The 11,898-nt window shown below is 44.6% G+C and carries 16 protein-coding genes; 4 read left to right on the top strand and 12 right to left on the bottom strand.

All coding sequences use genetic code 11. From position 1 onward, the window contains the following. Nucleotides 1-392: 392 nt before the first annotated feature. Nucleotides 393-779, bottom strand: coding sequence for a PaaI family thioesterase (locus tag M3593_RS11465; RefSeq protein WP_251542832.1), 387 nt, complete (start codon nt 777-779; stop codon nt 393-395). Nucleotides 780-904: 125 nt separating this feature from the next. Here M3593_RS11465 and M3593_RS11470 point away from each other — a divergent pair, with 125 nt between their 5' ends. Further along, nucleotides 905-1,066: an asparagine synthase gene (locus M3593_RS11470; protein WP_144479017.1), complete on the top strand. Its 162-nt coding sequence runs from the start codon at nt 905-907 to the stop codon at nt 1,064-1,066. A 30-nt stretch (nt 1,067-1,096) separates the two neighbouring features. Here the strand turns inward: M3593_RS11470 and M3593_RS11475 are convergent, their stop codons facing one another. Continuing rightward, nucleotides 1,097-1,732, bottom strand: a complete 636-nt coding sequence (locus M3593_RS11475; protein ID WP_251542834.1) for a DedA family protein — start codon at nt 1,730-1,732, stop codon at nt 1,097-1,099. 202 nt (nt 1,733-1,934) lie between these two features. On the opposite strand from M3593_RS11475, the gene M3593_RS11480 reads away from it, so the two are divergent. Continuing rightward, nucleotides 1,935-2,276: a YuzC family spore coat inner layer protein gene (locus M3593_RS11480; RefSeq protein ID WP_251542836.1), complete on the top strand. Its 342-nt coding sequence runs from the start codon at nt 1,935-1,937 to the stop codon at nt 2,274-2,276. Nucleotides 2,277-2,315: 39 nt separating this feature from the next. On the opposite strand, the gene M3593_RS11485 is transcribed toward M3593_RS11480, so the two are convergent. The 5 genes from M3593_RS11485 to M3593_RS11505 all read right to left on the bottom strand — a co-directional run bounded on the left by M3593_RS11485 (nt 2,316) and on the right by M3593_RS11505 (nt 6,818). Further along, a complete protein-coding gene (locus M3593_RS11485) occupies nt 2,316-2,498 on the bottom strand; it encodes a hypothetical protein (RefSeq protein ID WP_251542838.1) in 183 nt (60 codons plus the stop codon). Between the two features lie 95 nt (nt 2,499-2,593). Beyond that, entirely contained in the window at nt 2,594-3,190 is a 597-nt protein-coding gene (locus tag M3593_RS11490; RefSeq protein ID WP_251542839.1) for a sulfite oxidase-like oxidoreductase, read from the bottom strand. 95 nt (nt 3,191-3,285) lie between these two features. Continuing rightward, nucleotides 3,286-4,599: a Na+/H+ antiporter family protein gene (locus M3593_RS11495; protein ID WP_144478558.1), complete on the bottom strand. Its 1,314-nt coding sequence runs from the start codon at nt 4,597-4,599 to the stop codon at nt 3,286-3,288. Between the two features lie 243 nt (nt 4,600-4,842). Continuing rightward, on the bottom strand, nt 4,843-6,354 hold the full coding sequence (locus M3593_RS11500; protein ID WP_283904099.1) for a leucyl aminopeptidase: 1,512 nt from the start codon (nt 6,352-6,354) through the stop codon (nt 4,843-4,845). Between the two features lie 86 nt (nt 6,355-6,440). Next, the gene (locus M3593_RS11505; protein ID WP_251543278.1) at nt 6,441-6,818 is read right to left on the bottom strand and encodes a DUF309 domain-containing protein; all 378 of its coding nucleotides are present in this window, start codon (nt 6,816-6,818) and stop codon (nt 6,441-6,443) included. Between the two features lie 128 nt (nt 6,819-6,946). Between M3593_RS11505 and M3593_RS11510 the strand changes: the two genes are divergently transcribed. Together M3593_RS11510 and M3593_RS11515 are read left to right on the top strand one after the other, a co-directional pair. Next, complete coding sequence (locus tag M3593_RS11510; RefSeq protein ID WP_144478556.1) at nt 6,947-7,420, top strand: divergent PAP2 family protein; 474 nt, start codon at nt 6,947-6,949, stop codon at nt 7,418-7,420. Between the two features lie 15 nt (nt 7,421-7,435). Next, complete coding sequence (locus tag M3593_RS11515) at nt 7,436-8,203, top strand: cobalamin-binding protein (protein ID WP_251542841.1); 768 nt, start codon at nt 7,436-7,438, stop codon at nt 8,201-8,203. Nucleotides 8,204-8,238: 35 nt separating this feature from the next. Here M3593_RS11515 and M3593_RS11520 read toward each other — a convergent pair whose 3' ends face one another. From M3593_RS11520 to M3593_RS11540, 5 genes are all read right to left on the bottom strand, one after another. Next, entirely contained in the window at nt 8,239-8,949 is a 711-nt protein-coding gene (locus M3593_RS11520) for a 3D domain-containing protein (protein WP_285848037.1), read from the bottom strand. Between the two features lie 219 nt (nt 8,950-9,168). Beyond that, nucleotides 9,169-9,489: a YuiB family protein gene (locus tag M3593_RS11525; RefSeq protein WP_144478553.1), complete on the bottom strand. Its 321-nt coding sequence runs from the start codon at nt 9,487-9,489 to the stop codon at nt 9,169-9,171. 135 nt (nt 9,490-9,624) lie between these two features. After that, nucleotides 9,625-9,750, bottom strand: coding sequence for a YuiA family protein (locus M3593_RS11530; protein WP_186326803.1), 126 nt, complete (start codon nt 9,748-9,750; stop codon nt 9,625-9,627). 156 nt (nt 9,751-9,906) lie between these two features. After that, a complete protein-coding gene (locus M3593_RS11535; protein ID WP_251542843.1) occupies nt 9,907-10,389 on the bottom strand; it encodes an NUDIX domain-containing protein in 483 nt (160 codons plus the stop codon). Between the two features lie 179 nt (nt 10,390-10,568). Next, nucleotides 10,569-11,786 carry an NAD(P)/FAD-dependent oxidoreductase gene (locus M3593_RS11540; RefSeq protein ID WP_251542845.1) on the bottom strand — a complete coding sequence of 406 codons (1,218 nt, stop codon included), beginning with the start codon at nt 11,784-11,786 and terminating at the stop codon, nt 10,569-10,571. Between the last annotated feature and the right edge of the window lie 112 nt (nt 11,787-11,898).

Below are 11,898 nucleotides of genomic sequence, written 5' to 3' on the forward strand. Positions count from 1 at the left end.
ATCACGCTACCGTAGTAAATATAGTGGGTGATTCATACAGAATAAAGAATCATTTTGAAAAAGAAAATGATTAAAAATGTACATTCTTACACAGTCAAAAATGTACATGATTGCATTGACATTTATACAGTTTTTCCTCCCTACCTGTCCGAACTTCGGGCTACTTCGGACAGCTTTTTCAGGTTTCCTCCTTAACCTGTCCGAACTTCGAGCTACTTCGGACAACTTTTCCAGTTTTTCCCCATAACATGTCCGAACTTGGGGCTGCTTCGGACAGCTTTTTCAGTTTTTCCCCATAACCTGCCCGAACTTAGGGCTACTTCGGAAAGCTTCACCATTTTTCCCTCAAACCATGTCCGAACCATAAAAAAACACCAGCCAAATCGGCTGGTTTATTTTTTGCGTTTGATCACAGCGATGGTGCATCTGGATATGCAGACAAGATTGTCGTCTTCGTCTGTTATTTTTATATCCCAGACCATCGTCGTTTTTCCCTGATGGAGAACGGTGCCGAGGGCTGTGACCACTCCGTCTCTTTTTGCCCTGATGTGGTTGGCGTTGATTTCAAGGCCGACCACGACTTCGTTCTCTTTGTCGACCAACTCGAAAGCGCCTACGCTGGCGACAGTTTCTGCAAGGGCAACAGATGCTCCGCCATGCAGCAGGCCAAATGGCTGCCTTGTTCTTTCATCGACCGGCATCGTGGCGACCACTTTTCCTTTTTGCAGTTCTGTTACTTCAATTCCAAGTGAGCCCAGCAATGTGTTGTTCAAATCCATATTCTTTAGCCTCCTTATATTTGGCAAACAATTCACAGGTGCTTGCGGGAAAAACTAATATTGTCCTTACCACTAAGGACCAACAAAATCATGGGGTGATTCATTTGAACCGAATTCGCGAAGGCATGATCCCGACAGTTTTAGGTACAGCTGTCACGGCTGCAGGTTATGCGATGAAACAAAATCGCAAGATCGACAAAATGGTTTCCAACACGGTATTCGGTTTCGGATTGGCTCATATTGTTCTGGGGGCCATTGATTTGGTTGAGCACAGGAACGATTTTTAGCAAATAAGGACAAGTTCCAGGTGAAGGCGGCTATTTATGCTGCCTTTCCTGATATATGGCTTGATCCATTTCAGTAGCTGTTTCCTTAACTTTTCTCCGCCTTGCCATGATAGTAATAAAGACAATCACACCAGCAAGAACCACAAGCCACAGCTCATCGCTATACCTCATGATCAGATCCATTTTATCGCCAAATAGATAGCCTAACACAAAAGCAATCAATACCCATATAAAAGCACCGCTATATGCGAAGATGGCAAACGTTTTGAACGAAAGCCTGCTGATACCATAAAGAGTTGGCACCAAATAACGGGCACCAGGAACAAAACAGCTTAATGATAAGGAAAATGCATGGTATTTCTGCATTAACCCCATAGCGGATTCAATTGAATTTGCAAACCGCTTTTTTCTTCTCATTATCTGTAATAATCTTCTTCCTATCACCCTTCCAAAAAAATAGCTGGAAGTGAAAGCTGCAGAGATCCCCAGATATGTAACACCAAAGGCAAGCATTGGGGTTAAAGCCCCCTGGGACGAAGCCATGCCGACAGTCATCAATATGACCTCGTTTGGTACTGGAAGGATGAACACCCCAAACCACAACCATAAAAACAACCCTAAATAGCCGTTTTCGTCAATTATATTGACGACCAGATCCAAATCCATGAGGTCCCCCCTTTCATGCTACCTTGGTCCGATTCTATTTCAACCGGGAAGTTATTATGTATAAGAATTCTCCTTTTACGTTGGTATACCCTTTTTTTCCAGCATTTAAGTATTTTTGAGCTTTTCCCTCCTTCATACTTGAGAGTCAGCTTTCATACATTGAATCATATTATGAAATTACCCGGCTGGAGGGAGGGTACCTATGCATTGTTTATTTTTTTATGAAAATCAGCATCCCGATACTCGTCCATTTCCTGAAGTGAGCGCAACCCTGTTCAAAACATCTGCGTTAAAATCAATTGCCCTGATGAAAGATGCAAACATCGTAATGAGCAAAATCACGTCTTCGTCCTCTTTTTCCAAGGATTTAATGTCTGCTGCGCAGCAATCAAATTCAAAAGAAGTGGAGCGAATGATTAGAGCAACAGGAATTAAAAGAATGCCAAAAATAGATTATGACCCGGATGGAATCACCATGAATTTCACGGATTATACAGGGGAAAAAGAATGCTGCCATATTATCACACAGCTTAGGTGGCACTAATTGGAAAAGGCCGCTGCATGGGAACAGCGGCTTTTATTATTAATAATAAGGGTATCCATAACCATAGCCATAAGGCGGGAATCCCCCATAACCGTAGCCATAGCCGCCGGGGTACAATAACGTGCTGCCTAAAAGGCCTCCCAGCACTCCGCCAATAAACGGACCTCCAAATCCAAAACCAAATGGACGCCGGCCGCCATAAAATGGTCTTCTTCTATTCATAAAGCTGCCTCCCTCTTTTTCTATGCCTATAGTACTTCATATGCATACAGAGGGACAGTTGGATAGGCGTTTGTCCATTGTACTGAAAAAAATGCCTAGTCCCAGGTCATCCGCTGCTCTTTCCACGGGTCTCCATACATGTGATAGCCATTTTCCTCCCAGAAACCAGGCCGGTTTTCAGAGGTGAATTCTATGCCCCTGATCCACTTTGCACTTTTCCAGAAGTAGAGGTGTGGAATGACCGCCCGCAATGGATAGCCATGCTCAGGAGTCAATGGTTCTCCATTATGGGAATGGGCAAGCAGGCTCGTATCCCTGAGGAAATCCTCAACAGGAAGGTTGGTCGTCCAATTTTCTTCAGCATGGAGGATGACATATTTAGCTGCTTCCTTCGGTTTGGCCATCCTCGCCAGCTCCAGCGTGGAAACTCCTTCCCAAACATTATCAAGCTTGGACCATCCAGTCACACAGTGTATGTCATTGCCGGAGGATATTTGCGGCAAATCCATCAATTCTTTATATGGTAAAATCACTTCTTTTTCGACTAGTCCAAAAATCTTCAGGGTCCAATCATCTAAACTTTTATAAAAAGGGACATTGCCATAATGCAGGACAGGGAACGAAGTCGTAACATTCTGGTTCGGCGGGACTCTGCCCGAAGGACCCTTTTTCCGTGTTTTCCCAAAGTACATGTTAATCACCTCTTTTTATTATCCTACCGAATTTTCATTTTAAAATAAACAAAGCCGTCCTCCCTGTAAAAAAGGAGGACGGCTCTTTTTTAAAATTATAAAATCATTGCGGCAATCCAGCCGAAAATGATCAAAGGAATATTGTAGTGCACGAAAGTCGGTACTACTGTATCCCAGATGTGATTGTGCTGAGCGTCCGCATTCAAACCCGCTGTCGGCCCAAGCGTACTGTCGGATGCAGGAGAACCGGCATCACCAAGTGCGGCAGCTGTTCCCACAATCGCAATCGTAGCCATCGGGCTGAAGCCCAATTGAAGACTTAGCGGCACGAAAATCGTTGCAATGATTGGAATCGTCGAGAACGAAGAACCGATTCCCATTGTGACGAGCAATCCGACAACAAGCATCAACAAAGCGCCCATGGCTTTATTATTGCCGATTGCATCAGCAGCCTGCGTAACAAGGGACTCCACATCCCCTGTTTCTTTCAGGACCTCAGCGAATCCGAATGCTGCCAGCATGACGAATCCGATAAACGCCATCATTTTCATACCTTCTGTTAAAAGATTGTCGGCTTCACGCCACTTAATCGCTCCGCTTGCATAAACGACGATGATTCCCGCAAGCGCGCCCATGATCATCGAATCGAAGAACAGCTGTGCTGCAAGGGCTGCGATAATCGCAACGAAAGAGAAAATGATGCCAGTTTTTGAGTACTCATTTCTTTCCATTTCGACCACTTGGTGATCTTGATAATTTCTAGGTTTGCGGTAGGATACGAAAATGGCAATCAGCAAACCGACTACCAGGCCTGCAGTAGGAAGCAGCATCGCTGTCGGGATGTCACCCTTATCGATGTTCATCCCGCCTTCAGCCATATTCGTGGCCAGGATATCGTGGAAGATCCCTCCGAATCCTACCGGCAGCAAGATATATGGCGCCGTCAGTCCGAATGTCAAAACAGATGCTATCAAACGTCTATCAATCTTCAGTTCATTGAAGACAATCAACAATGGCGGAATCAAGATCGGAATGAACGCAATGTGAATCGGAATCAGGTTTTGCGAGAAAATCGACATCATTAAAATTAAAATCACGATAATCGCTTTTGAATAAGTCTTTGCTTTTGACTCGCCTTTTTTGCCAATCATGCTGATCATCCAGTCAACGATCAGGTTTGGCAATCCTGTTTTGGAAATAGCCACTGCGAACCCGCCAAGCAATGCATAGCTCAGCGCAACCTCGGCACTTCCGCCAAGTCCTCCTGAAAAAACTTCAATTGTCTTTTCTATGCTCAAGCCGCCAGTCAACCCCCCGATCAGCGCTCCGGCAATCAATGCCAATACAACATTGACACGAAGCAGACTCAGGATCAGCATCGCCAGTACGGCAATAACAACTGCATTCATTATACGTGCTCCTCTCGGTGATCAAATACTTTAGTTTGGTAAATTGGTAGAGAATTAAAATGACAAGTATTAAATTATCATAGAATTGTTTTTTATGTCAATGGGTTTGCTTGATTTAGTGTTTTGATTGCCATTGAAATTTATGTTAAAAATGGGGGAAAGTACAGATGTGGTAGTTATGCCTCTGTCTGCTCACAAAAAAACCCCAAAGTCTCATGTGAACTTCAGGGTTCTCCATTCTATTTATTTTTCATCTTCTTCTGTCTCGAATCGTTCAACCAGCAATGCGAGTGTTCTGGCCATGACGCCAGTTGCGCCTGCTGGTCCCAGGTCATGCTCTTTGCTGGTGGTAGCTGTTCCAGCGATATCAAGGTGAACCCATGGAGTGCCTTCTGCAAACTCACCGACAAAGGCTCCGCCCATGATTGCATGTCCTTCGGCCCCTGGCGAATTGTTCAGGTCGGCGATCTTGCTGCCCCTCACGCGCTCAATATCGCGCTCGAACAATGGCAGGCGCCAGATTGGCTCTCCTGACTCATAGGAAGCCTCAAGCACTTGTTCAAAGAATTCCTCGTTATTCGTCAAAGCTCCTGATGTATGCAGTCCTAAAGCAGTAATCACGCCGCCTGTCAGAGTTGCAATATCAACCAGGTAATCTGCGCCGTGATGCTTAGCGTATGTCATGGCATCCGCAAGCACAAGGCGTCCTTCTGCATCGGTATTCAGCACTTCAATTGTTTTTCCGCTCATGGATGTGATGACGTCATCCGGCTTGAATGCAGTGCCGCTGATCATGTTGTCAGTAGACGGAATGACGGCAACGACATTGCGCTCGGGTTTCAGTTCACCGATGATCTCCATCGCGCCAAGCACGGCCGCTGCACCGCCCATATCTGACTTCATTCCGACGATGCCGGCCTTCGTTTTAATCGAGTAGCCGCCTGTGTCAAATGTGATGCCCTTGCCGACCAGCCCGATGACATTATTCCATTCTTCCTTGCCCTGATATTTCAGGACAATCATTTTCGGCGGCTCAGCTGAACCCTGATTGACGGCCAGCAACGCACCCATGCCGAGCTTTTCCATTTCTTCTTTTTCTAAAATTTCTGCTTCAAACTCATATTTTTCTGCGAGCTTCAGCGCATATTCCGCCATATCTGTCGCAGTCAACAGATTGCCCGGTGTATTGACGAGCGTTCGTGCTGAATTCGTGCCTTTGCCGAAAACATAGCCAACCTCTAGAGCTGCTTCCACATCGCCTTCTTCATCGGCATTGTAAACAGTAAGGCTCTCAATGCGCTTTTCTGGCTCGTTCGATTTTTGCTTGTAGCCTGCGAATTCATATGTAGCCATCGGGAAAGCTTCTCCAAGTGCGTGTGCTGCATCGTTCAGCTCGACGCTGTCGCTTGTAAAAGTATCCAAAAGCACTGCTGCTTCCGTCCATTTCTCCTTCTTTGCTGTCTTGAACAGACGGCCAAATGCGTCCCTCAAAGTCTCGAATTTATATTCTTTCTCATGTCCAAGCCCGACAAAATAAATCTTCTTCGCGCCAATTTTACCGAAAGTATGTATTTTGGAAACCTCTTTTTTCCTTGTTGAAATATCCCCGCTTTTGATCAGTTCAGTCAATTGTCCGTCAAAAAGCTTGTCTGCTTCCCCAACCACGCCTTCAAGTCCTGATGGCTTATTGAACAGGCCAATCACAAGACAGTCATGGCTGTTGGTCAAATTAAATTGATTGCTAACAGTAAACAAATCCTTCACCCCTCCAAATTTATACTTTCATTATATCGAAACAGCTGAAATATTTCGACTTCCGCAGTTTATTTTCACTTTAGCTCCTAGTCTTCCAGATATAAATATAAAACCGGCAGCTCTGGCAGTGCCCCGACTTCTTCATAGGGAACACGGTCAAGTCCGTCTGGGAATGTTTCTAGGCACTTTTCGATGAAGGGATATATTTTTTCCAGATCAAGTCCCCAGTGGATTGGACGGTAGGTTTGAAGGTAATCATGCGCTGCCTGCATCATGAGCCGCGCTCCCTTCACATTTCCGTAGCTGTAATGATAGATCGCAACACTCATTTGCAGCAGCCCTTTTAAAAAAAGATTGCCTTTATCCGTCATCCACATATCTTCAAGCAAGTCATGGCAGGTATAATAGTCCCCTTCGTTGAATTTAATAAAGAACTCATAGTACTCTTCAGGGTAGCCTGTCAAATCCCTCACCTCCATTCATCCTGAACGTTAGAACTATTTTATCAAACATCGGCCGCTGGCTGTAATGTTATCATTGAACTTAGGGTATTACTGAAAAAGGTACTTTTATATATAGAGGGGGAACAGCCATGGAATTATTAACGAATTTCCCATTGTGGGCCTCGCTGGCGGCGATTTTTTTCGCGCAGTTCGTGAAGGTCCCGATTCAATATATTGCGACGAGGAGGATTGACTGGTCGCTGCTGACGAGTACGGGCGGTATGCCGAGCTCACACTCCGCTGCTGTGACAGCATTGTCGACAGGGGTGGCTCTTCAAGCAGGACTCGATTCAGCTGTATTTGCTGTTTCGGCTGTCTTTGCGATTATCACGATGTTCGATGCCTCGGGTGTCCGCAGGCAGGCTGGAGAGCAGGCCATTGTCCTGAACCAGCTAGTGGCTGATTTTGGCCGCTTCGCCCAGGAAGCAAAGGGGTGGCAAAAGAAACCCGAGCAGGAAAAGCAAAAAGAGCTGAAAGAGCTGCTGGGACACAAGCCCATCGAAGTTTTTTTCGGCGGATTGACTGGCATTGTGCTGACTTTGCTGCTGCATTATCTTTTATAAGGCAGGTGGATTTGTATGAAAGTAGTGTCATTATGTCCCAGCAATACCGAAATCATGGAATTTCTCGGGCTGACTCATCTTCTCGTCGGTGTGGATGATTTCTCCGATTGGCCCGAAGCGGTAAAATCGCTGCCTAAGCTTGGCCCGGACCTTTCGATCGATCTTGATCTTGTTGAAGAATTGAAGCCAGACCTCGTGCTTGCATCTTTAAGCGTGCCTGGTATGGAAAAGAATATCGAAGGCCTGAAGGAACGCAATATTCCCCACATCATTCTGAATCCGCAATCGCTTCAGGATATAGAGAAAGATTTATTGGTCACGGCCGAAGCATTGAACATGCCAGAGCGCGGGCAGGATGCTGCAGAAAAGTTCAGAAACAGACTCGAGAACATCAGGCAAAAAGGGGAAGCAGTTAAATGGAAACCGAAGCTCTACTGGGAGTGGTGGCCAAAACCTGTATTCACTCCCGGCAGGATCAATTGGCTGACAGAAATATCAGAAGCTGCCGGTGCTGAAAATATTTTTAATGATGTTGAACTTGCCAGCGTACAGACTGACTGGGATGATGTAAAATCCCGGAATCCGGATTATCTGTGCATTGCCTGGGTCGGTGTCAGGAAACAAAAGGTGAAAAAAGAATTGATTACAAACAGGCCCGGCTGGAAAGAACTCGACGCCGTCAAGGAAGACCGTCTTTTCATTCTAGAGGAAGAACTGTATTGCCGGCCGTCCCCCAGACTTCTTGATGGTCTGGAAAAATTGCACCATCTCATCCACAAATAAAAAGGCACTTTCCGCCTGGGAAAGTGCCTAACCTTTTAAGATTTCTTTCCGCTAATATACTGCTGGCGGAAAACCTGCATGGATTCATTTTCGTTGAGTGCTTTCAAATCAGCTTCTGTAAGCTTGCCGTTACCCATTTCAATTATGTATGCGTCCAGCGTCTTCTTGCCCCATTGTTCGTATACATCCTTAACAGTATCATAATATAAATCCACTTTATTTCCCTTGATTGCCCCGCCTTTATCGGCGACAACCCCAAATCCATATCCAGGGATGAAAAGGATGGTCCCGATCGGGAATACATTTAAGTCAGCGGCTACGGTCGAGTAGAGGTCGCGTTTGACCTTCACACCTGAATAAGTAATTCCATAGCCTGGGTGGCCAGGATTTTTACCAGTGGATTCAATTCCTGCCGTATAGCCCGTTGCAATGATCTGCTTTGTCGGGTATTGCGACCAGTTCATTGATTCCTCAAGCGTTGGCGGTGCGCCGGCTACTTTTTCACTAGAAGAGATCTTCGTCGTGAAGTCCGAAACTTTTTTCAAAAACTTAAGGGCAAGCCCCATTGACTTTTTTTTATGATCAAAACTTGAATTTTCCTCTTGTTGTGCGCCAGCACTGTCAAAAACGTATGTAGAAACAGTGGAAGCTTCCACTCCTGAAATCGAGTGGAAAGTTGAAGTTATAGCAGCAAAAAATAAAACTGCCATAGTTGAGCGTTTTGCCCACATTTTTAAAATATTCATATAATTTTTCACTCCTCCCAAATCTATTAATTTCCCAACGAAACAAGAAATATTCCAAAAGGAGCAAAAAAGGGACCAAAAGACCTATTTACACTTCCATTAAAAGTAAATTTTTAATCATTGGATTAATATCTTGACTTTACTAAATTAGTATTAGTCTCTGACCAATCCCTATTTTTATGCATAAAAAAAACCCTCAAAAAATTGAAGGTCGCATTCTTAAAACATTTGATATCCTTTTTTTCGTAAAAGTTTGATTACAACACCTGCAAGTATTGCACCTGCAAGCCCGCTGCTCAGAATCAGTATATCTGCGACAGCCAGCTGCGAAATCCGCTGTCCAAGATCACGGAAAGCTTCCCCGCTGTTGCGGAAGTAATCGATCAACCGATATTTATCAATAATGAATATCGCAATCAATGGATAAACGATCGCCATTACCCAGGACATCCTCAGCAGCATATTCAATAAAAATCCAATCCCGAAAAACAGGACAAAAAACAATAACATTGAAATGATCAGTGTGACAACCGTCATCATGTCTATATCCCCCCATTAAACATCATTTCTAGTTTACTGTTAGTCCGTTTTCGAGTCAATGAAATGGTGCAGTATCTCCAAATTCGAGGCAAAAAGAAAAACCCCGCAAATTGCGAAGGTCAAAGATGCTTTGCCTTAATTTTTTGATTTTCCTGAGCCGCTGCAGCAAGTGCATGTTTCTGATCCGCCAAGAAGTAGTTGGAAGTAGCCTTTACCTGAGCAATAAGGACATTCCTTTGAATCATGTGCCTGCATTTTCATAAATGAATCTCTCCTTTATATTATAGAATTTTCTGATAATATATCAGAGATTCCCCATTCTTGAAAAGGTCCGAATTTGACCGAAAACCCCCTTTGAAAACGGATACATCCTATTTTTTCTTTAAATATCTGTCACTTTCTTTAAATTTCAGAAAATTATAAAAATAATTGATATGCGCTATAATGAAACTGCTTTCCCGGGTCCATTCCCTGTTTGCCGCTGATCACATTAGCTATGGGTTTACTCAAAAGGTAATGCAGCAGCATTGAGGTATCAGGGTCTGATTTTAAATGATCAGTTGACAAAAATCCTGCTTCATATAATTCCGTTTCTTGTGCCATTACTTCCTGGTCCGGCAATGGTTTTAATAAAAAAACGAGCATATTATCGCTGATCGACTCCCTGATTACGCCGGTTCGCACCCCTAGAAGACCAATGACAGTGCACTCTATTCCTGTTTCTTCCCTCACTTCCCTGAGAACAGCCTGGTCAGCGGTCTCCCCTTCCTCAACGAAGCCTGCCGGAAGGGACCAGCTTCCTTCCAGGCCGCCGTAGCGCTTTTTGACAACAAGCCAGCGGCCATCCTCATCCATGACAACTCCGGCAACTCCCAGCCAGACATTTTCCCGTTTCCCCATTTCATCCCCATCCAATAACTCATTTTACGAATATTGTACACGATCGAAGCAGGCTTAGTCATACATTCCTGCTGTGCCAGTAACTTATTATTCCTTCCAACCAGATCAGCGCGGCTTACCATTTAAGCCATGGACAAAATAAAAACAGGCCCCGCAAAGAGCCTGTTTCAGTACATCTATTAAAGAATGTTGAATTTGCCTTTTTTAAGAACCATTGAAGGTCCGCCAATCATATAAAGCGCACGGTTGTCGATCATCTTTTTCATGAAGGAAGCTTTCGTGCCGACCATTTTCTTGCCGAATGCTACGCCGATTGCGTCATCTTCACCAAGTGAACATACTGTTCCTTTGATATCTGGAGTGAAGGCTTCAAGCTCGGTTTTGCCACGGACAAGTGCTGCAAGATTCCTAGCGCATACTTCACCTTGCTGCATCGCAATTTGTGCAGTCGGAGGATATGGACGATTGATTTCTTCATTGATGATCAAAGAGCAGTCACCAACGATGAATACATCATCTGATCCTGGCAGGCGAAGGTCCGGCTGGACTTTCACGCGGCCGCGCATTGCTTCGATACCCGATCTTTCGATGACGGAGCTGCCGCGTACACCAGCTGCCCAGACCACTGTTCCAGCTTTGATTTCTTCGACTTCTTCCTCACCTTTTGCGACGATGATTCCTTCTTGAGTAGCTTCCTTGATTGCTGTGCCGATGCGGAATTCCACGCCTTTTTTCTCGAGCGTAGCAACCGCATATTTGACAAGTTCAGGGTCGAAACCAGGCAGAACCATTGGCGCTGCTTCAACACATACGATTTTTACTTTATGGTAATCCACATCATATTCACGGCAAAGTTCAGGAACCCGGTTTGTCAGTTCACCAAGGAACTCGATTCCTGTGAAGCCTGCACCGCCGACAACAATTGTCAGGCGCTCATCTTTCCTCTCGGCTTCAGTATTATATGTTGCGAATTGATATTCGATATGCTCACGGATTTGTCTTGCTGAGTTGACATTGACGATAGAGAAAGCATACTCTTTCAAGCCTTTAATACCAAAAGTTTCAGGTTCAGCACCCAGGGCGATGACCAGATAGTCATAGACGATGTCACCGTTCTCAAGGATTACACGCTTCTCATCCATCTTGATCTCTTCAACAGATCCCTGGACGAATTCAACCTTATGGCGATCGATTACATCACGAACATCATAGCGGACTCTGTCATGATGCAAAGTTCCTGCAGATGCTTCATGCAGCCATGTAGTTTCATAGTGGTAATCATTTTTATTGACAAGGACAATATCAGCCTCGTTTACTCCAACAGCTTTTTGTAAACGGGTAGCTGTCATTAATCCCCCGTATCCTGCTCCTAAGATTACGATCTTTGGCTTTCTCAAAGTGATCACTTCCACCTTTTTAAAATATTTTTGGTCGACTGGCTTCTCTCTCTTTGCTGCCATCATTTCCCGGATAAGTTTGTGATATTATTCACTAAAATGTTCAAAAAAA

This window comes from Mesobacillus sp. MER 48 (genome assembly GCF_023714225.1).
In the GTDB taxonomy this organism is placed as follows: Bacteria; Bacillota; Bacilli; order Bacillales; family Cytobacillaceae; genus Mesobacillus; species Mesobacillus oceanisediminis_A.

What these genes read in the sequence shown, in the direction of transcription:
- M3593_RS11465 (WP_251542832.1), bottom strand. Translation starts at nt 779, where the DNA reads ATGGATTTGAACAACACATTGCTGGGCTCACTTGGAATTGAAGTAACA.
- M3593_RS11470 (WP_144479017.1), top strand. Translation starts at nt 905, where the DNA reads ATGATCCCGACAGTTTTAGGTACAGCTGTCACGGCTGCAGGTTATGCG.
- M3593_RS11475 (WP_251542834.1), bottom strand. Translation starts at nt 1,732, where the DNA reads ATGGATTTGGATCTGGTCGTCAATATAATTGACGAAAACGGCTATTTA.
- M3593_RS11480 (WP_251542836.1), top strand. Translation starts at nt 1,935, where the DNA reads ATGCATTGTTTATTTTTTTATGAAAATCAGCATCCCGATACTCGTCCA.
- M3593_RS11485 (WP_251542838.1), bottom strand. Translation starts at nt 2,498, where the DNA reads ATGAATAGAAGAAGACCATTTTATGGCGGCCGGCGTCCATTTGGTTTT.
- M3593_RS11490 (WP_251542839.1), bottom strand. Translation starts at nt 3,190, where the DNA reads ATGTACTTTGGGAAAACACGGAAAAAGGGTCCTTCGGGCAGAGTCCCG.
- M3593_RS11495 (WP_144478558.1), bottom strand. Translation starts at nt 4,599, where the DNA reads ATGAATGCAGTTGTTATTGCCGTACTGGCGATGCTGATCCTGAGTCTG.
- M3593_RS11510 (WP_144478556.1), top strand. Translation starts at nt 6,947, where the DNA reads ATGGAATTATTAACGAATTTCCCATTGTGGGCCTCGCTGGCGGCGATT.
- M3593_RS11515 (WP_251542841.1), top strand. Translation starts at nt 7,436, where the DNA reads ATGAAAGTAGTGTCATTATGTCCCAGCAATACCGAAATCATGGAATTT.
- M3593_RS11520 (WP_285848037.1), bottom strand. Translation starts at nt 8,949, where the DNA reads ATGAATATTTTAAAAATGTGGGCAAAACGCTCAACTATGGCAGTTTTA.
- M3593_RS11525 (WP_144478553.1), bottom strand. Translation starts at nt 9,489, where the DNA reads ATGATGACGGTTGTCACACTGATCATTTCAATGTTATTGTTTTTTGTC.
- M3593_RS11530 (WP_186326803.1), bottom strand. Translation starts at nt 9,750, where the DNA reads ATGAAAATGCAGGCACATGATTCAAAGGAATGTCCTTATTGCTCAGGT.
- M3593_RS11535 (WP_251542843.1), bottom strand. Translation starts at nt 10,389, where the DNA reads ATGGGGAAACGGGAAAATGTCTGGCTGGGAGTTGCCGGAGTTGTCATG.